Source organism: Pseudomonas furukawaii (genome assembly GCF_002355475.1).
Lineage (GTDB): Bacteria > Pseudomonadota > Gammaproteobacteria > Pseudomonadales > Pseudomonadaceae > Metapseudomonas > Metapseudomonas furukawaii.
In genome coordinates, this window is the sequence record NZ_AP014862.1 from 4,025,208 (window position 1) to 4,045,761 (window position 20,554).

Here is a 20,554-nt window from a genome sequence, read left to right on the forward strand (position 1 = left end):
AAGGGTAAACCCGATGAAACGCACCGCCCTCCTCGCCCTCGCCCTCGCCCTGGCGTCCTCCGCCGTCCAGGCCATCGAACTGACCGACGACTTCGGCCTGCAACTGGACCTGACCCTGGCAAGCGATTACCGCACCCGCGGCGTCTCCCAGACGCAGAACGACCCCGCCGTCCAGGCCGGCGCCACGCTGCTGCACGCCACCGGCCTCTATGCGGGAATCTGGACCTCCAACGTGGACTACGGCTTCGGCCTCAAGACACGCCAGGAAGTGGACTACCTGGCCGGCTGGTACTGGCAGGCCACCGACGACCTGAGCCTGGACCTGGGCTACATCAAGTACACCTATCCCAGGGAAGGCCAGTTCAACCAGAGCGAGGTCTACGCCATCCTGGGCGCTTACGGATTCCAGGTCGCCGCCCAGTACTCCAACGACGCGAAGAACCTCTTCGGCGAGAAGCAGGACACCCTCTACAGCTACCTCAGCTACGAAGCCACCCTGCTGCTGGACCTGGGCCTGACGCTCCGTTACGGCCGCAACGACTTCAAGGACCCGCTGTTCTGGTCCAACGACGGCGACAGTTCCGACCATTACCGTGAGTGGGAGGCGAAGCTGACCCGCGAATTCGTCGGCGTCACCTGGGGCCTGTCCTACATCGACACCGACCTCTCCGAGTCGGAATGCGCGAGCTACTACGGCTTCACCGACGTCTGCAGCGCCACCTGGGTGGCGAGCCTGAGCAAGAGCTTCTGAGGTCGGCCGCCCCTTCGGCGCCTTGCAGGCCTCGTGGCGACCTCAATCGCCACGGGCTGAGAACCCGCCCTCTCGAGGCCCAAGGGACACCCCAGCGGAAAACTGTGCCGGCAATTTGAAAGCAAGTTGTGGATTGCGCGCCCTCCTGGCGGGGTTCATCGTGCCGGCTCCACTGCCTGGAGCCCGCCATGAACCCCGCCGACCTCCTCCGCCTGCTGAGCCTTGCCGCCATCTGGGGCGCCAGCTTCCTGTTCATCCGCATCCTGGTGCCGGAAATCGGTGCGATGCCGACGGCCTTCCTGCGGGTATTGCTCTCGGCGCTGGGCCTGGCCGTGCTGCTGGCCCTGCTGCGCAGCGACTGGGCCTTTCGCGGCAAGCTGGGCAAGACCCTGGTGATCGGCACCGTCAGTTCCGGCATTCCCGCCGCCATGTACGCCCTGGCGGCGCAGGTGCTGCCGGCGGGCTACTCGGCCATTTTCAACGCCACGACGCCGCTGATGGGGGTGCTCATCGGCGCGCTGTTCTTCAGTGAGAAGCTCACCGGCGCCAAGGCCGGCGGCGTACTGATGGGACTGGCCGGCGTGGCCCTGCTGACCCGCACCGGCCCCGTGGCCTTCGATGCGAACCTCCTGTGGGGCGCGGCGGCCTGCCTGGTGGCCACCACCTGCTACGGCTTCGCCGGCTTCATGACCAAGCGCTGGATCAGCGAAGCGGGCGGCATGGACAGCGGCCTGGTGGCCCTGGGCTGCCAGATCGGCGCCACCCTCTGCCTCCTGCCGGCGTTCGCCTGGGACGCCGGCGACCTGCCCCTGGCACCGCTGGCCGAGCCCGGCACCTGGCTGGCCCTGGCGGCCCTGGGATTCGTCTGCACCTCGTTCGCCTACATCCTCTACTTCCGCCTGATCGCCAATGTGGGGCCGGTGAAGACCATGACGGTGACCTTCCTCATCCCGCCCTTCGGCGTGTTCTGGGGGGTACTGCTGCTGGACGAATCGCTGTCCATGGCGCACCTGCAGGGCGGCGTGCTGATCGCCCTGGCGCTGTGGCTGGTGCTCAAGCCGGCGGCGGCGCCGGCCGAGGCGAAGGCGACCCGCTAGTCCAGGCAGTGGGTCGCCCGGACGAAATCCGGGGATAGGCAGCCCCACCGCCCCTGGATTGCATCCAGGCGACGAAGCTGCCGGAGCCGGCCGGGCGGTCCATGAGTGGGCTCAGCGCCCGGTCTTGATCGCGCTCCAGGTGCGGGTGCGCACACGGTCGATCTTCGGCGGCATGGACTCCAGGGCGAACAGGCTCTTCATCACGTCCGCCGGCGGGTAGATCGCGGCATCCGCCTTGATGGCGGGCTCCACCAGCGGGTCGGCGGCGGCGTTGCCATTGGCGTAGTGAACCGAGTTGCTGATGCCGGCCATCACCTCGGGCCGCAGCAGGTAGTCGAGGAAGGCGTAGCCGGCCGCTTCGTCAGGCGCATCGGCGGGCATGGCGACCATGTCGAACCACATGGGCGACCCTTCCTTCGGCGTGGAGTACTGGATGTTCACGCCATTGCCGGCCTCCCTGGCGCGGGTGGCGGCCTGGAGGATGTCGCCGGAGAAGCCCACGGCCATGCAGACGTCGCCGTTGGCCAGGTCGCTCACATACTTCGAGGAATGGAAGTAGGTGATGTAGGGGCGCACCTTCATCAGCGCGGCCTGGGCGGCCTTGTAGTCGTCGGCTGTCTGGCTGTGGTGCGGCAGGCCCAGGTAGTTGAGGGTGATGGGCAGCAGCTCGGGGCCGTTGTCGAGCACGGCGACGCCGCACTGGGCGAGCTTTTCCATGTACTCGGGCTTGAAGAAGATGTCCCAGGAATCCAGCGGGGCATCGTCGCCCAGCACGGCCTTGACCTTCTCCAGGTTGTAGCCGATGCCGGTGCTGCCCCAGAGGTAGGGGAAGCCGTACTGGTTGCCGGGGTCGTTCACCTCCAGCGCCCTGAGCAGGACCGGGTTGAGGTGCTTCCAGTTGGGCAACCGGCTCTTGTCCAGCTTCTTCAGGGCGCCGGCCTGGATCTGCTTGGCCATGAAGTGGTTGGAAGGGAACACGACGTCATAACCGGATTTGCCGGTCATCAGCTTGCCATCCAGGGTCTCGTTGCTGTCGTAGACGTCGTAGCTGGCCTGGATGCCGCTCTCCCGGGTGAAGTTGGCTACGGTGTCCGGGGCGATGTATTCGCTCCAGTTGTAGATTTTCACGGTGCCGGCCGCCTGGGCGGTCGTGGCCATAGCCAGGGTGAGGAGAAGCGGCGCGAAGGAACCTGTCATTGTCTTTTTGTCCTGCTGCGAGTGGATCGAGCCCCCGTCGTGCGGGGGTTCCAGCTTCGCCATCAGGGCGGGCAGTGACAATGCGCGGCAAGTCCCAGCGGGCCCGCGAGGAGAGGCCGGATGCAGGAAGGCCCGCTCCCCGAGGACGGGGGCGGGCCTTTTCCGGTGCGGCCGCTGCGACTTACTGCTGGAGTTCCTGCTCGGTGAACAGGGTGTCGAAGAGCATGCTGGAAAGGTAGCGCTCGCCGGAGTCCGGCAGGATCACCACGAAGGTCTTGCCCTGCATCTCGGGACGCTCGGCCAGGCGCACCGCCGCGACCATGGCGGCACCACAGGAAATGCCGCAGAGGATGCCTTCCTCGCGCATCAGGCGCAGGGCCATGGCCTTGGCCTCCTCGTCGCTCACCTGTTCCACCCGGTCCACCAGGCTCAGGTCGAGGTTCTTCGGCACGAAACCGGCGCCGATGCCCTGGATCTTGTGGGGGCTGGGTTTCACCTCGTCGCCGGCCAGGGTCTGGCTGATCACCGGCGAGCCCACCGGCTCCACCGCCACCGAAAGGATGGGCTTGCCGCAGGTCTGCTTGATGTAGCGGGACACGCCGGTGATGGTGCCGCCGGTGCCGACGCCGGCCACCAGCACGTCGATGGCGCCATCGGTGTCGTTCCAGATTTCCGGGCCGGTGGTCTTCTCGTGGATCGCCGGGTTGGCCGGGTTCTCGAACTGCTGCAGCAGCAGGTACTGCTCGGGGTGGGCGGCGGCCAGTTCGCCGGCCTTCTCGATGGCGCCCTTCATGCCCTTGGCCGGCTCGGTCAGCACCAGTTCGGCGCCCAGGGCCTTGAGCACCTTGCGACGCTCCAGGCTCATGGAGGCCGGCATGGTCAGCACCAGCTTGTAGCCACGGGCGGCGGCGACGAAGGCGAGGCCGATGCCGGTGTTGCCGGAGGTGGGCTCGACGATGGTCATGCCCGGCTTGAGGCGGCCCGAGGCCTCGGCGTCCCAGATCATGCTGGCGCCGATGCGGCACTTCACCGAGTAGGCGGGGTTGCGGCCTTCGATCTTGGCGAGAAGGGTGACGCCCTTGGGACCCAGGCGGTTGATCTGGACCAGTGGCGTGTTGCCGATGGCTTGCGCGTTGTCTGCGAAGATGCGGCTCATGGCGGATTCCTTGTCATGGCGGAAAAAGTCCTCAAGCCTAAGCGGGCGCCACAGAGGCGTCCAGCCGGATGGCGAGCGGGTCCCGGCTCGACCCGCCATTCAGTGACTGAATGAAGCGTCTGCGTTCACAGTCGACTTGCGCGCGCGTTATAGTCAGCCCTTTCCCAAATACTGAACCGCGCGGTTTGCCAACCGGCGCCGAGTCGAGGAATCCCTGATGAAGTTCGAAGGCACCCAGTCCTACGTCGCCACCGACGACCTCAAGCTCGCGGTGAACGCCGCCATCACCCTGCAGCGCCCGCTGCTGGTCAAGGGCGAGCCAGGCACCGGCAAGACCATGCTCGCCGAGCAACTGGCGGAAGCCTTCGGCGCCAAGCTGATCACCTGGCACATCAAGTCCACCACCAAGGCGCACCAGGGCCTGTACGAGTACGACGCGGTGAGCCGCCTGCGCGACTCCCAGCTCAACTCCGACAAGGTCCACGACGTCCGCAACTACATCAAGAAGGGCAAGCTCTGGGAGGCCTTCGAGGCCGACGAGCGCGTGATCCTGCTGATCGACGAGATCGACAAGGCCGACATCGAGTTCCCCAACGACCTGCTGCAGGAACTCGACAAGATGGAGTTCTACGTCTACGAGACCAACGAGACCATCAAGGCCAGGCAGCGCCCGATCATCATCATCACCTCCAACAACGAGAAGGAGCTGCCGGACGCCTTCCTGCGCCGCTGCTTCTTCCACTACATCGCCTTCCCCGACCGCGAGACGCTGAAGAAGATCGTCGACGTCCACTACCCCAACATCAGCGGCGAACTGGTGGCCGAGGCACTGGACGTGTTCTTCGACGTGCGCAAGGTTCCCGGCCTCAAGAAGAAGCCCTCCACCAGCGAGCTGGTGGACTGGCTGAAGCTGCTGATGGCGGACAACATCGGCGAAGCGGTCCTGCGCGAGCGCGACCCGTCCAAGGCCATCCCGCCGCTGGCCGGCGCGCTGGTGAAGAACGAGCAGGACGTGATGCTGCTGGAGCGCCTGGCCTTCATGGCGCGCCGCGCGTCCCGCTGAAAGCCGCGTGTCTCCCCTCTCCCTCCGGGAGAGGGGCCGGGGGTGAGGGAAGCCCAGCCAACGCAGGAGATTTCAAATCCATGCACCACGGCAGTTGCCTGTGCGGCGCGGTGAAGTATCAGATCGACGCGCCCATCGAATCCGCCACCCATTGCCATTGCAGCCAGTGCCGCAAAGGGCATGGCGCGGCCTTCGCCAGTTACGGCAACGTGCGACGCGAGCACTTCCGCTTCACCCAGGGGCAGGAGCAGGTGGCTGCGTTCCATTCCTCCCCCCACGTGACCCGGACCTTCTGCCGCCAGTGCGGCAGCAATCTGCAATGGTTCGCCGACCGCCCGCACCCCAAGTGGGTCTCGGTGGCCCTGGGCACACTGGACTCGCCCCTGGGCGAGATCCCGCAGACGCACATCTACACAGAATCCAAGGCCGACTGGTACGCCATCGCCGACGGCCTGCCCCAGGAATCCCGTTCCTGAGGCCCCACCGCTAGCAAGAGGGTGCAGCCATGCTGCTCAACCTGTTCAACGAAATGCGCGCCGCCAAGGTGCCGGTCTCGGTCCGCGAACTGCTGGACCTGATCAACGCGCTCAAGCACAACGTCGTCTTCGCCGACATGGACGAGTTCTACTTCCTCGCCCGCACCGTGCTGGTGAAGGATGAACGCCACTTCGACAAGTTCGACCGGGCCTTCTCCGCCTACTTCAAGGGCCTGGAAAACCTCAACCAGCACATTGAGGCGCTGATCCCCGACGAGTGGCTGCGCAAGGAATTCGAGCGCCTGCTCACCGACGAGGAGCGCGCGCAGATTCAGTCCCTCGGCGGCCTGGACAAGCTCATCGAGGAATTCAAGAAGCGCCTGGAAGAGCAGAAGGAACGCCACGCCGGCGGCAACAAGTGGATCGGCACCGGCGGCACCAGCCCCTTCGGCTCCGGCGGTTTCAATCCCGAGGGCATCCGCGTGGGCGATGCCGGCAAGCGCCAGGGCAAGGCGGTCAAGGTCTGGGACCAGCGCGAGTACAAGAACCTCGACGACCAGGTGGAACTCGGCACCCGCAACATCAAGGTCGCCCTGCGCCGCCTGCGCAAGTTCGCCCGCGAAGGCGCGGCGGAAGAGCTCGACCTGGACGGCACCATCGACCACACCGCCCGCGATGCCGGCCTGCTCAACATCCAGATGCGCCCCGAGCGGCGCAACACCGTGAAGCTCCTGCTGCTGCTGGATATCGGCGGCTCCATGGACGCCCACGTGAAGGTCTGCGAAGAGCTGTTCTCCGCCTGCAAGACCGAGTTCAAGCACCTGGAGTACTTCTACTTCCACAACTTCGTCTACGAGTCGGTGTGGAAGAACAACCTGCGCCGCACCTCCGAGCGCACCTCCACCCAGGACCTGCTGCACAAGTACGGCCCGGACTACAAGGTGGTGTTCGTCGGCGACGCCGCCATGGCCCCCTACGAGATCACCCAGGCCGGCGGCAGCGTCGAGCACTGGAACGAGGAGCCCGGCTACGTCTGGATGAAGCGTTTCATGGAGAAGTACAAGAAGCTCATCTGGATCAACCCCTACCCCAAGGACACCTGGAACTACACCGCCTCCACCGGCCTGGTGCGGGAGCTGGTCAACGACCAGATGTTCCCCCTGACCCTGCAGGGGCTGGAGGACGGGATGCGGTTCCTGTCGAAGTAGCCCCGCTCCGTAACAGGGCATCGCCTCCCCCTGCAGGAGCTCGCTCGCGAACGGGGTTGCGCGATTCGCCGGCAAGCCGGCTCCTACGACGCCAGGCCCGCACGTACCCCGTAGGAGCGAGCTTGCTCGCGAACCCGTCCGCGTCATTCGCCGGCAAGCCGGCTCCCACAATCGCGCCCGCGTAGGAGCGAGCTTGCTCGCGAACCCATCCGCGTCATTCGCCGGCAAGCCGGCTCCTACAATCGCGCCCGCGTAGGAGCGAGCTTGCTCGCGAACCCATCCGCGTCATTCGCCGGCAAGCCGGCTCCTAGGATTTCCGGGTGAGCGGCAGTCCGGCGCCGCGCCGAAGGCGTGCCAGCTTGCAGGCCGTTTCCACGAAGGGCGTGACGATCAGGCTGTAGAGGGTCAGGTAGCGTCCCTGGTCCAGCCCGCGAATGCCGAAGCGGATGTCCTCGGGCGTCGAGGTGGTGACGTAGAGGGTGCCGAACATCCAGTCCCAGAGGGACAGGTTGGTGCCGAAGTTCCTGTTGAAGTGCCGTGGCGCGTCGCTGTGGTGGATCTGGTGCTGGGCCGGGCTGTTGATCAGGTGCTCCACCACCGGTCCGAACGACAGCCAGACATGGCTGTGGCGCAGGTTGGCGGCAAGGCCGTTGAAGATGAACACCAGGTAGGTGACGCCGAACAGGGTGTAGCGGCTGATCTCGCCGCCGCAGAGGTACCAGAACGCCCCGGCATACAGCCCGACGCAGGCGGTGACCGCCAGCTTGCTGATGATCTTCTCGACGAAATGGACACGACTCGCCGTGGCGGGCACCAGCACCGGTGCGGAGTGGTGAACCTTGTGGAAGGCCCAGAGCCAGCGGGAGTGGAACGCCCGGTGCGCCCAGTAGTGCACGAAATCCTTGACCAGGAATACGCCGAGCCCGAAGGCCAGCGACAGGCCCAGGGTTTCCCCCAGCTGCGGGCGCGCGCCCCAGAGCCGGGTGAAGAAGGCGATGTAGTCACCGGAACGCAGCACGTAGGGATCGACCAGGCCGACGATGGGAACCACCAGGGCGACCTTGAGGATGGCGCGCACGAAGTAGTAGCGGTAATCCAGCCAGGCCGAGGGGTGGAAATGCACCTGTCCGCCGCCGACGAACTGCCAGAACGAGCCGGCGTCGGTCAGGCCGCGATGCCGCCTGAAACGGTAGAGGCCATAGGCCGCGAGGTAGGAAATGGACAGGAACAGCACGCCGAAGCGGCCGTTGAAGTCGAAGATGCCGGCGAACTGCTGAACGATCGGCGTGATCGCCCATTCGCCCAGGCGCTCATGAAGGAAGTCGAGAACACCCACGAATGGCAGGCCCCTGTCAGAAAGGCGCCGAGTTTAAAGCCAAATGGGAATCGCTTGCGAGTGCTTCCTTAACCCGCCCCGGGGAGTCAGAGCCGGTGCCGCTGCTGCACCTTGCGGCTGCGCCCCACGCCGGCGGCGGCGCCGATCAGCAGCACGACGCTTTCAACCAGCCAGGCCAGCAGGAGTCCGCAGGACAGGCCCCAGGCGATGGCCTCCGGCTTGAGCAGCACCTGGTAGCCATAGCCGGCCAGGGTTTCCTGGCGCAGCCCGGGATCGGCCAGCGCCAGCACATGCCAGGCGCGCCGGTACCAGGTGCCCTGCATGGCCTGCCACTCGCGCTGCATCAGCTCGGCGCGGGCCACCAGGTGGGCGATGCTGTCAGCGTCGCTGCGCATCACCGGGTCGGTACTGGCACGGTAATGGGCGACCAGGGCCACCAGGTCACCCTTGAAGAAGCGCTGGGCGGTTTCGCGGAAGCCGGACAGTCCCTGCTCCGCCTCGGCCCGGTGGGCGTCCACGCGCTGGGCATAGTCCTCGATGAAACCGGGAACCTGGATACCGGCCAGCAGGCCGAAGGTGAAGAGGATCAGACGCAGGTAGCTTCGCAACATTCCCTGTGCTCCTGGGGTCATGTACGGCCCTGGGTGACGATCTCGCCCCGTCGCCAGAGGATCCACTCGCCGGGCCGGAAGAGGTTCCAGGTCTCGTTGTCGGTAAGCGGCTCGGTGGCGATCACGGTGACCACGTCGTTGGGCGTGGTTTCCGCCTGGAAGTCGACGGTGAGGTCGGCATCCTTCAGGCTTGCCGGGCCGAAGGGAGCACGGCGGGTGATATGGGCGAGCTTGCTGGAGCAGAAGCTGAAGAGCCAGTCGCCATCGCTCAGCAGGCAGTTGAAGACGCCCTTGCGGCGGTACTCGAAGCAGGCCTGGATCAGCACCGGCAGAAGGATTTCCGCCATCACGGGCTCGGGGAAAGCCCCGCGCACCCGGTTCAGCAGATCGCAGAAGGCCGCCTCGCTGTCGGTATCGCCCACCGGGGCGTAGAACCCGCGCGGCGGCTGGAAGTCCGCCAACTGGCCATTGTGGGCGAAGCACCAGTTGCGGCCCCAGAGCTCACGCACGAAAGGGTGGGTATTGGAGAGACAGACCTTGCCGACGTTGGCCTGGCGGATGTGCCCTATCACCGTCTCGCTCTTGATGGGGTAGCGCTGCACCAGCCGCGCCACCTCGGACTCGATGCTCGCGGCCGGGTCCTGGAACAGGCGCAGGCCGCGGCCCTCGTAGAAGCCGATGCCCCAGCCATCACGGTGCGGTCCGGTGCCGCCACCGCGCTGCATCAGCCCGGTGAAGCTGAAAACGATATCCGTGGGGACGTTGGCGCTCATGCCGAGCAGTTCGCACATGGTCAGGACTCAGGCGTCAGGGAGTTCGTGTAGAAATCGGGGCCGGCCGGGGCATACCCGGCCGGGAGGCCCATGCTGAACGCGACGGGCCGAGGCTGCAAGGCCTGGGGAGTCAGAGGCGGGGTTCGATGCGCAGCCGGCGATCGCCGTTCGCGTCGTAACGACTGTCCGCCTCGTCGGCGCGGCCCTGAATCACCTCGCGCAGGGTGGGCTCCCCCTCCGCCTGCCGGGCGTCCTCGTCGGCGGCGCGGCGAGCCTTGATCCTGCGCTCGATGGGCCAGCGGATACCGGCGAACGCCAGGTACAGGCCGAAGGCGATGATGGTGTACATGGTCAGGTCCAGCGCCGCCTTCCAGGCGTTGTTGCCGACCTTGAACATCAGGTCGAGGGCGGTGATGGCGATGGCCGGGGCGAACAGGTCCTTGGCCGGATCGACGATGGTCGGGGTCAGCAGCAGCACCGCCACCAGCACCCGCAATGGCTCGCGCAACCAACGCCACATCCAGCCGGTCAGGCGGAACCACACCAGCAGGCAGCCCAGTGCGGCGACACCGTAGGCGGCCCAGGCGAGCAGGTAGTCGTTTTCAGTCATTGGCGTCCGTGGCGAGGCTGGCAAAAGGGCGCTTATGATAAACCCTTTTCTCGCATCCGGCGCTCCTGCCGTCGTCACCCACGCCCTCCTTTCGAGACTGCCCATGCCCCATGCCCCCATCGCCCGCATCGCCCCCGGCAACGACCCTTACCGCTGGCTGGAGGAGCGCGACGCGCCCGAGGTGATCGCTCACCTGGAGGCGGAAAACGCCTGGCTGGAGGCCCAGATGGCCGACCAGAAGGACCTGCGCGAGGCGCTGTTCCAGGAAATCAAGGGCCGCATCCGCGAGACTGACCTGTCCCTGCCGGTGCCCTGGGGCCCCTGGCTCTACTATCAGCGCACCACCGCCGGTGACGAATACCCACGCCATTACCGCTGCCCGCGTCCGGCGGATGGTTCCCTGACGCTGGACGAAGCCGGGGAGCAGTTGCTGCTGGACCCCAACGAACTGGCCGCAGGCGGTTTCCTCTCCATCGGCGCCTTCAGTGTCAGCCCCGACCACCAGCGCCTGGCCTACAGCCTCGACACCAGCGGCGACGAGATCTACCGGCTGTTCGTCAAAGACCTGGCCAGCGGCGATATCAGCGCCCTGCCCTTCGAGGACTGCGACGGCAGCATGACCTGGGCCAACGACAGCGCCACGCTGTTCTTCGGCGAACTGGACGACACCCATCGCCCCTTCCGCCTGAACCGCCACCGCCTGGGCGAGCCCGGCGCGGAGCGGGTGTTCGAGGAAGAGGACGGCCGATTCTTCCTGCACTGCTACCGCACCAGTTCCGAGCGCCAGCTGGTCCTGCTGCTGAACAGCAAGACCACCTGCGAAGCCTGGGTGCTGGACGCCGACGCCCCGAGCGGCGCCTGGACCTGCCTCGCCGCCCGCGAGGAGGGTCATGAGTACTACCCCGACCACGGCCAGCTCGACGGCCAGTGGACCTGGCTGATCCGCAGCAACCAGAGCGGCATCAACTTCGCCCTGTTCCAGGCCAGTGACGCGGCTCCGGGTCGCGAGCACTGGCGCGAGCTGATCGCCCATGACCCGGCACGGATGCTGGAGGGCGCCAGCCTCAATGCGGGCGGTTTCGCCCTCAGCCTGCGGGAAGGCGGCCTGCCCATCATCGAGGTCCACCCGGCCGGCGGCGCCCCCTACCCACTGCAACTGCCGGACGCCGCCTACAGCCTCTACGTGCAGGACAGCCTGGAGTTCGACAGCCCGGTGATCCGCCTGCGCTACGAGGCCCTGAACCGGCCGGCGCAGATACGCCAGCTGACCCTGGCCAGCGGCGAACAGCAGGTGCTCAAGGAAACCCCGGTGGAAGGCCCCTTCGACGCCGACGACTACGTGAGCCAGCGCCTCTGGGCGACGGCCGCGGACGGCACCCAGGTCCCCATCAGCCTGGTGGCCCGTCGCGAAACCCTGGGCCGCCCCGCCCCGCTCTACCTCTATGGCTACGGTGCCTACGGCGAGAGCCTCGACCCCTGGTTCTCCCACGCCCGCCTGAGCCTGCTGGAGCGCGGTTTCGTCTTCGCCATCGCCCATGTGCGCGGCGGCGGCGAACTGGGCGAAGCCTGGTACCGCGCCGGCAAGCTGGAACACAAGACCAACAGCTTCGGCGACTTCATCGCCTGTGCCGAACGCCTGATCGCCGAGGGCTACACCACCTCCGCGCAACTGGCGATCAGCGGTGGCAGCGCTGGCGGCCTGCTGATGGGCGCGGTGCTCAACCTACGGCCCGAGCTCTTCGCCGCGGCCATTGCCGAGGTGCCCTTCGTCGATGTGCTGAACACCATGCTGAACCCGGACCTGCCGCTGACCGTCACCGAGTACGACGAGTGGGGCGATCCGAACGACCCCGAGGTATTCCAGCGCATCAAGGCCTACGCGCCCTACGAGAACGTCCAGGCCCGGGCCTACCCGGCCATGCTGGTGGTGGCCGGCTACAACGACAGCCGCGTGCAGTACTGGGAAGCCGCCAAGTGGGTCGCGCGCCTGCGCGCGCTCAAGACCGACCACAACCCCCTGCTGCTCAAGACCGACCTGGAAGCCGGCCACGGCGGCATGAGCGGCCGCTACCAGGCCCTGCGGGACGTGGCCCTGGAGTACGCCTTCCTGCTCAAGGTGCTGGGGCTGGCCCAGTCCTGATCAGGGGTTGCCGGTACCGGTGCCGAGCCCCCGGCTGTTGCGTTCCAGTTGCCGCTCCAGGGACGGGATCGGCTGATCGCGCCGCTCCAGGGATTCGCGCAGGCGCTGCTCCTGGTCCGGGCGCCGCATCATCTGCGGGCTGCCGCTCTGGGGTGCCGGGCGGGTGACGGCTCGCGGCGTCACCTGGGGGTAGGGTTGTGGCGTCGAGGTGCCGGGAGAACCGGCCGGCGCCTGCAGTGGGGCTCGGAGCAAGGGCGGCGAGCCCTGCGCGAGCGCGCCGCCGGCCACCAGAGCGAGCGCCAGCAGCGTGGGGAAAAGCGATCGATTCATGTGCCTGCTCCTGCGCCTGGGATTTTACAGTCTACGCCCCGCGACAAGGGACCCTGCGCAACCGGACGGGATACCGGCGATCGGCGGAGCCCGGACTAGACTTCCTCTACCCGAACCCAAAGCACAGCGCGGCGATCTCAGCCTTGTAACGCGCCTGGCGCCATCCTGCGCCGGTGCCATGGCAATCGCCACCGAGTCCGCTAGGAGAGCCTTATGAAGATCCTGATGGTACTGACCTCCCATGACCAACTGGGCACTACCGGCAAGAAGACCGGCTTCTGGCTGGAGGAGTTCGCCGCGCCCTACTTCGCCTTCCGCGACGCCGGCGCCGAGGTGGTGCTGGCCTCGCCCAAGGGCGGCCAGCCGCCCCTGGACCCGAAGAGCGACGACCCCGAGGCCCAGACCGAGGCCACCCGCCGCTTCCGCGAGGACGATGAAGCCCGCCGCGCGCTGGCCAACACCCAGATGCTGGCGAGCCTCGCGCCCGCCGACTACGACGCGGTGTTCTACCCCGGCGGCCATGGCCCGCTCTGGGACCTGGTGGACGACCTCCACTCCATCGTGCTGATCGAATCGCTGTATGCCGCCGGCAAACCCGTGGGCGCGGTGTGCCACGCACCGGCGGTGCTGCTCAACGCCAGGGCCCCCGACGGCGCGCCCCTGGTGCAGGGCAATGCGGTGACCGGCTTCTCCAATTCCGAGGAAACCGCCGTGGGTCTGGCCGAAGTGGTGCCCTTCCTGCTGGAAGACGAGCTGCAGGCCCGGGGCGGGCATTACTCGAAAGTGGCGGACTGGCAGCCGCACGTGGTGGCGGACGGCAACCTGATCACCGGACAGAACCCGGCCTCCTCGGAACCCACGGCGGCGGCACTGCTGGACCTGCTGAGCGGACGGCGCGACGAGTTGTAGCGGAGGCCTGCAGGCTGGGCGTCGCGGGCGCTGCGCATGGCGCCCCCAGGAACGGCCCGCGCCGCGCCAGGGCGGGCTTGGCGGCGAACACCTCCGCGCCATTCGCCGGCAAGCCGGCTCCTACGAAATTGCGCGGGCGGCGTGGGCCCTCAGCGCAGGAGCTTGCTGTCCAGCACGTCCGAGGCGCCGCCCATGAGGTTTTCGCTGATCTCGATGAAATCCCGGGTGCTGGCCTTGTCCAGGCGCATCAGGGCGCGGGTGACGTCGTCCATGGAGTGCTTGCCGTCGGTGCGCAGGCGGATTTCCTTGTCCAGGTCCTGCATCAGCAGGACGGCGCGGGCGGTCACCGGGCCGGTGGCGTGCTCGCCACGCAGGCTGTCCACCTTGCGGCTCCACTGGCGCAGATGCTTGCGGACGGACTCGTAGCGGTCGTCGCCCAGGCCACCGGAGCGTCGCAACAGCTCGATGGCGTAGTACTCGGCGACGCCTTCGGTGATCCAGTCGCTGCGATCGGTGTCGTCGATGCGACTGAGCACATGGACCAGCTCATGGACCAGCGAACTGGTGCCGTTCTCGCTGACCAGCGGGCGCGCCGAATGCATGAAGAGGGAGTTGGGGCCGGACAACCCGCCCCGCCACATGGGGTCGTTGGCCCCGACGATGAGCAGCTTGCCCGGCTCGCGGGGGAAGACTTCGCGGGCATAGGGCCAGATGTAGGTCATCAGGGTGAGGATATCCATGCGCCGCATCTGCTCGCCCACCGGCGCGCTGACGGTAATGTCGGTGTTACCCAGGGTGGCGCGGCGGCTGCCCAGCTTGCCGGCGATGATCCAGCCGGTGGGGCGATCGAACAGGCGCTCGGGGTTGTCGATGCGGAAGCGATTCTTGCCGACCCGGGTCCAGCCGGTCTCCACCGACTTCCAGTCCTTGGGCAGCTCGAACTCCAGACGCGATACCAGCTCGGTGCCATCCACCATGTCGAGGGTCGCTGCGGGCACCAGGTCGTCCCCCCGCAACAGGGCCCAGTCCGGGGTCATGCGGGCATCGAAACGGCCGTCCCCACGCGGATGGCTGATGCGCACCCTGTAGGTCAGGCTGGCCTTGCCCTCGCCCGGCACCCAGGTGCCGTGGCCGGGGTCGTCCTGGTTCCAGCCACCGCTGGACTCGAAGTCGCTGTAGTAGCCCTTGTCGCCCAGGTTGAAGCGCAGGCTGCGGACGCTGTCGCCCTTCTCCAGCACCAGGCTGACCTCGGCCTGGTCGCTCTCGGGCAGGAAACGCACCCGATAGTCGAGATCGACCCGCTTGGCGGCCCATAGCGGGGCGCTCAGGGTCAGCAGGAGGGCAGACAGCAGCAGCGGGGGACGGGCGAACATGGATGGTGGCTTCCTTGGTGGGGCGGGGTCAGTCCCTGAGACTCGATCAGACGGCGTTTTGATCCCGGAGCCGTCTCATCCCGCGCGAAAAATCAGGTAATCCTCCCAGTCGTCCTCGGCCACGCTGTTCTCGCTGAGCATGCGGCCGGACTGGGAGATGCCCGCCTTGTGTACCGCTTCCGGGTCGTTGCAGACGAGGTGGTGCCAGGGCGGCAGGTCCTTGCCCTCGGCCACCAGGCGATAGCCGCAGGTGGGCGGCAGCCAGCGGAACTCGTCGGCCTGCGCCGGCGTGAGCTGGATGCAGTCGGCGACGAACTGGCGGCGGTTGGCGTAGTCGGTGCAACGGCAGGTCTTGAGGTCCAGCAGCTTGCAGGCGATGCGCGTGTAGTAGACGGCGCCGTCGTCCTCGTCCTCGAGTTTCTGCAGGCAGCAGAGGCCGCAGCCATCGCAGAGGGATTCCCATTCCTCCTGATCGAGCTGATCGAGGGTCTTGCGCTTCCAGAAGGGTTCGACTTTGGCGGCCATGGTGTATGAGGGGCTGGTTCGGGGGCGCGTAGTCTAGTCGGGTCGGGGGTACTGGCCAAGCATAGCTGACCGCCGGAGGACACGGGGGCGGACTCAGTAGCCCCGCTCGAAACTCACCCAGCCCCGCAAGGGCTTGCCGCTGCGATAGCGTTCGAGGTTGTCGAGGAACAGCGCAACCATGGCGCTGGGCAGCGTCGGCGCCGAACTGTGGCCGGTGACCAGCAGGTTGGGGGCGCTCCAGAAGGGGTGCCAGGCCGGCAGCGGCTCTTCCCGGCAGACGTCGATCACCGCGCCGGCCAGTTGTCCGGCCGCGAGCGCCGCCACCAGGTCCTGGTCCACCACCGCCACGCCGCGCCCGGCATTGATGAACAGCGCCGTCGGGCGCATGCAGGCGAACAGTGCAGCGTCATAGACATCGCGGGTGGCCGGCGTATCCGGCAGCAGGTTGACCACGCAATCCGCCCAGGCCATCTGTTCGGCCAGGCACTCCATGCCGAATACCCGCTCGAAGGGCTCCAGCGGCCGGGGCGCGCGGGCGATGCCGTGGAGTTCGACACCGAAGGGATCGAGGAAGCCCGCCACGCTCTGGCCGATATCCCCGGCGCCCACCACCAGCACCCGCTTGCCCGCCAGGCTGTGGGGCAGGCGGTTGTCCCAGCGCCGCTCGGCCTGGGCCGCGACCCGCTCCAGCAGGCGGCGCTGATGGGCCAGCAGGTAGGTGAGCACGTACTCGGCCATGACCTGGCCGAAGATGCCCACGGCGCGGGTCAAGGGGTAGTCATGGGGCAGGTCGGCGGCCAGCAGCGGGGTGATGCCCGCCCAGGTGGACTGCATCCACGCGGGCTTGCATCCCTGGCGCAGCAGTTCCGCCATGATCACCGGTTCGCCAAGCCAGATCGGGCATACCGCCGCAGCCTCCCGCAGCGCCGCCGCGTCGGCGCCGCCATGCAGTTGCAGACCGGGCTGGCTGCGCAGCAGGTCGCTGTAGAGGGCGAACTCCTCTTCCGCGATCAGGATGTTCATCAGATGGGGTCGTTCATCCGCAACAGCTCTTCCGGCAGGTGCTCGATGTACTCCTCCTCCCCCGGCGGCATCTGCAGGTGGAAGCCCTGCTTCTCGATGTTCTCCAGGACTTTCCCGATGTCTTCCCGAGCCAGCTTGCGCTCGGGCGTGAGCACCAGGTCGAAGCTGTGCTGCGCCGGACCGAAGGCGCCCAGCAGGGCCTCGGGCACGCGAGACAGGGCCTCGCGCTTGTCGACGTAGAGGTACATCTCGTTCTTGCGCAGGCTTTTGTAGATGGAGCAGATACGTTTCATGGTCGGACTCGTGGGGCGTGCCGCGCCAATGGGCGCGGCGGGTGGTTCTTCGGCACTCAGGCCAGGGCGTCCAGCAGGGCCTGGCCCATCAGCTCGCGGCGCCAGCCACGCAGGCCGTCGGGCAGGCTGTAGGGGCCGTTGGGGAAGCCGCTTTTCAGCAGGGCTTCCAGGTGCTTCTTGCGCAGCATCAGCTCGGGCGCCATGCCCAGGCGCTCGGCTTCGGCCTGGCCGATGGCACGGAGCTGCTTCAACAGCGGCGCGGCCTCCGGCGGCAGGGGATCGGGCAGCGCCTCGGGCCAGCTCTCCGGCGGCGTGGCGGCGGCCTCGCGGATCAAGTTAAGCAGGGTATTGCCGTCCTGGCGCACGGTGCGGGGGTGCATGTCGTCGATTCGCGCCAGGGACACCAGGTTGTCCGGCTGGAATCGCGCCAGGGGCCACAGGCTGTGCTCCCGAAGGATGCGGTTGCGCGGCTGGTCACGCAGGCGGGCCTCGGTCTCGCGCCAGGCGTAGAGCACCCGCAGCACGGCCAGTTGGTTACGGGTGAGTTTCCAGCCCAGCTTGGCCTCGCGGTAGAGCTCGTCCGGCAGCACCTCACGACGCAGGTTGGCGACCATTTCGGCGCCGTCTTCCAGCACCCAGGCGCGTTTCGGTTCGGTCAGCCGCGACTCCAGGGCGACATAGAGTTCCGCCAGGTGCTGCACGTCCTCGGCGGCATAACGCACCTGCATCTCGGTCAAGGGTCGCTGCAGCCAGTCGGAACGGGTCTCGTCCTTGGGCAGCTCGATGCCGAGCACTGCCTGCACCAGACGCGAATAGCCCATGGAGTAGCCGATGCCCAGGTAGCCTGCGGCCAGCTGGGTGTCCAGCAGCGGCTGGGGCAGCGCGCCGGTCAGGCGCTGGAAGACTTCCAGGTCCTCGCTGCACGCGTGCAGGACCTTGAGCACGGCACGATCCTCCAACAGCTCGGCGAAGGGCGTCCAGTCACCGATCAGCAGCGGGTCGATGACGAAGGCACGCTCACCATCCCCCACCTGCACCAGGCCGGCCTTGGGGTAGAAGGTGTCGACCCGCATGAACTCGGTGTCCAGGGCTACGAAGGGCAGGCGCCGCCATTCGGTGCAGTGTCGAGCCAGCGCGGCGTCGTCGCGGATCCAGATAATGTCGATGGCCACAGGGCTCTCCTTGAATCAGTGGCGCGCAGTATATACGGGCGGGACCCGGGCATCGCGCCTTCCCGCGCTCCCGCCCCGTGACGGCCGACGTCCGGGGCGGGGCGACGCCTAGGCGAGCTCGGTGCGCAGGCGCTCGCGCAGGGCTTCCGAGCTGGGCAGCATGGGGGCGCGCAGTTCGTCGCGGATCAGCCCCCGCATCGCCAGCAGGGTCTTCACCGGCGCCGGGTTGGGCTCGGCGAAGGCCAGGCGCAACAAGGGCTGCAGCGATCGGAAGATCGCCCGCGCCGCCTCCAGGTCCCCGGCGGTCACCCGTTCCACCAGCGCTGCGAAGTCGCGGGTGCGGATATGCGAAGCCGCCGAAATGGCGCCGCTGCCGCCCAGGCAGAGGGTGCTGAGGATCTGGTTGTCCTCGCCGGTCAGCACGTCCAGTTGGCCGTCGGCGATCAGCGCCTGGGTCACCTCGGCATTGCCGCCGCAGTCCTTGATGGCCCGGATGCGCGGGTGGCGCGCCAGTCGCCGCAGGGTTTCCAGCTCCAGGCGAACGCCGGTGCGGTAGGGAATGTCGTAGAGGATCACCGGCACGCTGGCGGCGTCGGCAATGGTTTCGAACCAGGCCAGCAGGCCCGCCTGGGACGGCCGGATGTAATAAGGAGCGGGCACCAACAGGCCGGCGACGGGGCGGCGCTGCACCTCGGCCTGGAAGGCCAGCAGCTCCGCCAGGTTGTTGCCGGCCAGGCCCATCACCAGGCGCTCGCCGGGGATGTCCTCGAGCAGCGCGTCGAGCACCGCCAGTTGCTCGGCCTTGGACAGCGCGGCGGCCTCGCCGGTGGTGCCGCAGACCACCAGCCCGGCGGCGCCCTCATCCAGCAGGTGGCGTGCCAGGTGGCGCAGGGCGGGAAAATCGACGGCTCCGTCGTTGAAGGGGGTTACCAGGGCAACCCAGATACCGGAAAACACAGGCATTGCAGAACTCCTTGGCTGACCGTCAGTGTCGCCGTCGGAGGGATGCAGGGAGGGAGTGTTCGAGGGGGGATCGACCCGGGTTCGCGTCCACTGTCCTGTCAGCCCATCTGACGGGACAGCGCGCCCCGATCAAATGAGCGGCTGTTTCTTCGATTTACCCGCGGCAACGCCATGGGCCGACGCCTGGGCCGGGAGGGCCAGGGCGAAAGCGGCGATGAAGGCGATGGCGGGCATGGAATGGCTCGGTGGCAGGCGAAACGAGTCCGGATACTGCGCAAGCCGCCGGGGGGCTGTCAACCACGGCCTGCATGACAATCTGACACCCATCCCTGGCGCGGTGCCTGAACGGCTGCTAAAAAGCCCGCGCCGGACGCGCTCGTCCGGCCATCACCTCACACAGGGAATCTAGAAGATGAAGAAGCTGCTGGGCCTGGTCGCCCTGCTGATCGCCGCCCTGGCGGTCTACCTCGCCGTCACCCCTTCCCCCATCGATCCACTGGCCTGGGAAGCCCCGAAGGCGCCCACGATGATCGGCGTGATGGAGCCCAACGACACCCTGATGAAGGCCGAACTCATCGCCCAGGGACAGGTGCATGGGCCGGAAGACACCGCCGTCGATGCCCAGGGCCGCGTCTATGCCGGCCTGCATGACGGCCGTGTGGTGCGCATCGGCGCCGATGGCCAGGTGCAGACCTTCGCCGAGACCGGCGGCCGCCCCCTGGGCATGGACTTCGACGCCGCCGGCAACCTGATCCTTGCCGATGCCTACAAGGGCCTGCTGAAGATCGACCCGCAGGGCCGGATCAGCGTGCTCGCCACCGAAGCCGATGGCGTGCCCTTCCGCTTCACCGACGACCTGGACATCGCCCGCGATGGCCGCATCTACTTCACCGATGCCTCGAGCCGGTTCGAACAGCCCGACTACCTGCTGGACCTGCTGGAAGCCCGCCCCCACGGCCGCCTGCTGCGCTACGACCCGGCCAGCGGCAAGACCGAGGTGCTGCTCAAGGACCTCTATTTCGCCAACGGCGTGGCGCTGTCGGCCAAGGAAGACTTCGTCCTGGTGAACGAGACCTACCGCTACCGCATCACCCGCTACTGGCTGAGCGGCGAGAAAGCCGGCACCCATGAGGTGTTCATCGACAACCTGCCGGGCCTGCCGGACAACCTGCAGGGCGATCGCCAGGGCAGCTTCTGGGTCGCCCTGCCCTCCCCGCGCAAGGCCGACGCCGACCTGCTGCACACCCTGCCCTGGGTGAAAGCGCAGCTGGCCAAGCTGCCGCGCCTGTTCTGGCCCAAGCCGGTGCCTTATGGGCTGGCGATCCAGCTGAACGAGAACGGCGAGATCATCCGCAGCCTGCACGACACCAGCGGCACCCACCTGCGCATGGTCACCTCGGTGAAACCGGTGGGCGACAGCCTGTACTTCGGCAGCCTGGACAACGACCGCATCGGCAAGCTGACGCTCCACTGAGACGCCGGTACGCGCGGCAGCCCTCCACCCACGGAGGGGCTGCCGCGCGTCCTTTCACCGATCAACCCGCTCAC

At 67.4% G+C, this 20,554-nt stretch carries 21 protein-coding genes; 8 read left to right on the forward strand and 13 right to left on the reverse strand.

Annotation, left to right across the window (positions count from 1 at the left end; translation table 11 throughout):
- The first annotated feature begins 13 nt into the window (after window positions 1–13).
- Window positions 14–751: a TorF family putative porin gene (locus KF707C_RS18630; RefSeq protein ID WP_003454868.1), complete on the forward strand. Its 738-nt coding sequence runs from the start codon at window positions 14–16 to the stop codon at window positions 749–751.
- Window positions 752–939: 188 nt separating this feature from the next.
- On the forward strand, window positions 940–1,848 hold the full coding sequence (locus tag KF707C_RS18635; protein ID WP_003454867.1) for a DMT family transporter: 909 nt from the start codon (window positions 940–942) through the stop codon (window positions 1,846–1,848).
- A 111-nt stretch (window positions 1,849–1,959) separates the two neighbouring features.
- On the opposite strand, the gene KF707C_RS18640 is transcribed toward KF707C_RS18635, so the two are convergent.
- On the reverse strand, window positions 1,960–3,045 hold the full coding sequence (locus KF707C_RS18640; protein ID WP_003454866.1) for a polyamine ABC transporter substrate-binding protein: 1,086 nt from the start codon (window positions 3,043–3,045) through the stop codon (window positions 1,960–1,962).
- Window positions 3,046–3,226: 181 nt separating this feature from the next.
- Window positions 3,227–4,201, reverse strand: coding sequence for a cysteine synthase A (gene cysK, locus KF707C_RS18645; RefSeq protein ID WP_003454865.1), 975 nt, complete (start codon window positions 4,199–4,201; stop codon window positions 3,227–3,229).
- Between the two features lie 217 nt (window positions 4,202–4,418).
- Between cysK and KF707C_RS18650 the strand changes: the two genes are divergently transcribed.
- The 3 genes from KF707C_RS18650 to KF707C_RS18660 all read left to right on the forward strand — a co-directional run bounded on the left by KF707C_RS18650 (window position 4,419) and on the right by KF707C_RS18660 (window position 6,948).
- Window positions 4,419–5,264, forward strand: a complete 846-nt coding sequence (locus KF707C_RS18650; protein ID WP_003454863.1) for an AAA family ATPase — start codon at window positions 4,419–4,421, stop codon at window positions 5,262–5,264.
- A gap of 80 nt (window positions 5,265–5,344) precedes the next feature.
- A complete protein-coding gene (locus KF707C_RS18655) occupies window positions 5,345–5,740 on the forward strand; it encodes a GFA family protein (protein ID WP_003454862.1) in 396 nt (131 codons plus the stop codon).
- 29 nt (window positions 5,741–5,769) lie between these two features.
- Window positions 5,770–6,948, forward strand: a complete 1,179-nt coding sequence (locus KF707C_RS18660) for a vWA domain-containing protein (RefSeq protein WP_003454861.1) — start codon at window positions 5,770–5,772, stop codon at window positions 6,946–6,948.
- A 307-nt stretch (window positions 6,949–7,255) separates the two neighbouring features.
- Here KF707C_RS18660 and KF707C_RS18665 read toward each other — a convergent pair whose 3' ends face one another.
- The 4 genes from KF707C_RS18665 to KF707C_RS18680 all read right to left on the reverse strand — a co-directional run bounded on the left by KF707C_RS18665 (window position 7,256) and on the right by KF707C_RS18680 (window position 10,278).
- Window positions 7,256–8,284, reverse strand: coding sequence for a sterol desaturase family protein (locus KF707C_RS18665; protein ID WP_003454860.1), 1,029 nt, complete (start codon window positions 8,282–8,284; stop codon window positions 7,256–7,258).
- Window positions 8,285–8,370: 86 nt separating this feature from the next.
- Window positions 8,371–8,895, reverse strand: coding sequence for a DUF2937 family protein (locus KF707C_RS18670; protein ID WP_003454859.1), 525 nt, complete (start codon window positions 8,893–8,895; stop codon window positions 8,371–8,373).
- A gap of 17 nt (window positions 8,896–8,912) precedes the next feature.
- Window positions 8,913–9,686: a class II glutamine amidotransferase gene (locus KF707C_RS18675; protein ID WP_003454857.1), complete on the reverse strand. Its 774-nt coding sequence runs from the start codon at window positions 9,684–9,686 to the stop codon at window positions 8,913–8,915.
- 112 nt (window positions 9,687–9,798) lie between these two features.
- Window positions 9,799–10,278 (reverse strand): hypothetical protein, encoded by a 480-nt coding sequence (locus KF707C_RS18680; protein WP_003454855.1) that lies wholly within the window; start codon window positions 10,276–10,278, stop codon window positions 9,799–9,801.
- A gap of 97 nt (window positions 10,279–10,375) precedes the next feature.
- On the opposite strand from KF707C_RS18680, the gene KF707C_RS18685 reads away from it, so the two are divergent.
- Window positions 10,376–12,418 (forward strand): S9 family peptidase, encoded by a 2,043-nt coding sequence (locus KF707C_RS18685; RefSeq protein WP_085986673.1) that lies wholly within the window; start codon window positions 10,376–10,378, stop codon window positions 12,416–12,418.
- Here KF707C_RS18685 and KF707C_RS18690 read toward each other — a convergent pair whose 3' ends face one another.
- A complete protein-coding gene (locus KF707C_RS18690; RefSeq protein ID WP_003454846.1) occupies window positions 12,419–12,748 on the reverse strand; it encodes an alginate lyase family protein in 330 nt (109 codons plus the stop codon).
- Window positions 12,749–12,961: 213 nt separating this feature from the next.
- Between KF707C_RS18690 and KF707C_RS18695 the strand changes: the two genes are divergently transcribed.
- Window positions 12,962–13,657 (forward strand): type 1 glutamine amidotransferase domain-containing protein, encoded by a 696-nt coding sequence (locus tag KF707C_RS18695; RefSeq protein ID WP_003454843.1) that lies wholly within the window; start codon window positions 12,962–12,964, stop codon window positions 13,655–13,657.
- 149 nt (window positions 13,658–13,806) lie between these two features.
- Here KF707C_RS18695 and KF707C_RS18700 read toward each other — a convergent pair whose 3' ends face one another.
- From KF707C_RS18700 to dapA, 6 genes are all read right to left on the reverse strand, one after another.
- Complete coding sequence (locus KF707C_RS18700; RefSeq protein WP_003454841.1) at window positions 13,807–15,030, reverse strand: M61 metallopeptidase family protein; 1,224 nt, start codon at window positions 15,028–15,030, stop codon at window positions 13,807–13,809.
- 75 nt (window positions 15,031–15,105) lie between these two features.
- Window positions 15,106–15,555 carry a YcgN family cysteine cluster protein gene (locus KF707C_RS18705; RefSeq protein WP_003454839.1) on the reverse strand — a complete coding sequence of 150 codons (450 nt, stop codon included), beginning with the start codon at window positions 15,553–15,555 and terminating at the stop codon, window positions 15,106–15,108.
- 93 nt (window positions 15,556–15,648) lie between these two features.
- Window positions 15,649–16,578 (reverse strand): D-2-hydroxyacid dehydrogenase, encoded by a 930-nt coding sequence (locus KF707C_RS18710; protein WP_003454837.1) that lies wholly within the window; start codon window positions 16,576–16,578, stop codon window positions 15,649–15,651.
- Entirely contained in the window at window positions 16,578–16,871 is a 294-nt protein-coding gene (locus tag KF707C_RS18715) for a YcgL domain-containing protein (RefSeq protein ID WP_003454834.1), read from the reverse strand. The genes KF707C_RS18710 and KF707C_RS18715 overlap by 1 nt, the downstream gene beginning before the upstream one ends.
- A 56-nt stretch (window positions 16,872–16,927) precedes the next feature.
- Window positions 16,928–18,043: a ribonuclease D gene (rnd, locus tag KF707C_RS18720; RefSeq protein ID WP_003454830.1), complete on the reverse strand. Its 1,116-nt coding sequence runs from the start codon at window positions 18,041–18,043 to the stop codon at window positions 16,928–16,930.
- A gap of 108 nt (window positions 18,044–18,151) precedes the next feature.
- Complete coding sequence (gene dapA, locus KF707C_RS18725; protein ID WP_003454828.1) at window positions 18,152–19,006, reverse strand: 4-hydroxy-tetrahydrodipicolinate synthase; 855 nt, start codon at window positions 19,004–19,006, stop codon at window positions 18,152–18,154.
- Window positions 19,007–19,418: 412 nt separating this feature from the next.
- Here dapA and KF707C_RS18730 point away from each other — a divergent pair, with 412 nt between their 5' ends.
- Window positions 19,419–20,480 (forward strand): SMP-30/gluconolactonase/LRE family protein, encoded by a 1,062-nt coding sequence (locus tag KF707C_RS18730; protein WP_003454827.1) that lies wholly within the window; start codon window positions 19,419–19,421, stop codon window positions 20,478–20,480.
- The last annotated feature ends 74 nt before the right edge of the window (window positions 20,481–20,554 follow it).

What these genes read in the sequence shown, in the direction of transcription:
- KF707C_RS18630 (WP_003454868.1), top strand. Translation starts at nt 14, where the DNA reads ATGAAACGCACCGCCCTCCTCGCCCTCGCCCTCGCCCTGGCGTCCTCC.
- KF707C_RS18635 (WP_003454867.1), top strand. Translation starts at nt 940, where the DNA reads ATGAACCCCGCCGACCTCCTCCGCCTGCTGAGCCTTGCCGCCATCTGG.
- KF707C_RS18640 (WP_003454866.1), bottom strand. Translation starts at nt 3,045, where the DNA reads ATGACAGGTTCCTTCGCGCCGCTTCTCCTCACCCTGGCTATGGCCACG.
- cysK (WP_003454865.1), bottom strand. Translation starts at nt 4,201, where the DNA reads ATGAGCCGCATCTTCGCAGACAACGCGCAAGCCATCGGCAACACGCCA.
- KF707C_RS18650 (WP_003454863.1), top strand. Translation starts at nt 4,419, where the DNA reads ATGAAGTTCGAAGGCACCCAGTCCTACGTCGCCACCGACGACCTCAAG.
- KF707C_RS18655 (WP_003454862.1), top strand. Translation starts at nt 5,345, where the DNA reads ATGCACCACGGCAGTTGCCTGTGCGGCGCGGTGAAGTATCAGATCGAC.
- KF707C_RS18660 (WP_003454861.1), top strand. Translation starts at nt 5,770, where the DNA reads ATGCTGCTCAACCTGTTCAACGAAATGCGCGCCGCCAAGGTGCCGGTC.
- KF707C_RS18670 (WP_003454859.1), bottom strand. Translation starts at nt 8,895, where the DNA reads ATGTTGCGAAGCTACCTGCGTCTGATCCTCTTCACCTTCGGCCTGCTG.
- KF707C_RS18675 (WP_003454857.1), bottom strand. Translation starts at nt 9,686, where the DNA reads ATGTGCGAACTGCTCGGCATGAGCGCCAACGTCCCCACGGATATCGTT.
- KF707C_RS18680 (WP_003454855.1), bottom strand. Translation starts at nt 10,278, where the DNA reads ATGACTGAAAACGACTACCTGCTCGCCTGGGCCGCCTACGGTGTCGCC.
- KF707C_RS18690 (WP_003454846.1), bottom strand. Translation starts at nt 12,748, where the DNA reads ATGAATCGATCGCTTTTCCCCACGCTGCTGGCGCTCGCTCTGGTGGCC.
- KF707C_RS18695 (WP_003454843.1), top strand. Translation starts at nt 12,962, where the DNA reads ATGAAGATCCTGATGGTACTGACCTCCCATGACCAACTGGGCACTACC.
- KF707C_RS18700 (WP_003454841.1), bottom strand. Translation starts at nt 15,030, where the DNA reads ATGTTCGCCCGTCCCCCGCTGCTGCTGTCTGCCCTCCTGCTGACCCTG.
- KF707C_RS18705 (WP_003454839.1), bottom strand. Translation starts at nt 15,555, where the DNA reads ATGGCCGCCAAAGTCGAACCCTTCTGGAAGCGCAAGACCCTCGATCAG.
- KF707C_RS18710 (WP_003454837.1), bottom strand. Translation starts at nt 16,578, where the DNA reads ATGAACATCCTGATCGCGGAAGAGGAGTTCGCCCTCTACAGCGACCTG.
- KF707C_RS18715 (WP_003454834.1), bottom strand. Translation starts at nt 16,871, where the DNA reads ATGAAACGTATCTGCTCCATCTACAAAAGCCTGCGCAAGAACGAGATG.
- dapA (WP_003454828.1), bottom strand. Translation starts at nt 19,006, where the DNA reads ATGCCTGTGTTTTCCGGTATCTGGGTTGCCCTGGTAACCCCCTTCAAC.
- KF707C_RS18730 (WP_003454827.1), top strand. Translation starts at nt 19,419, where the DNA reads ATGAAGAAGCTGCTGGGCCTGGTCGCCCTGCTGATCGCCGCCCTGGCG.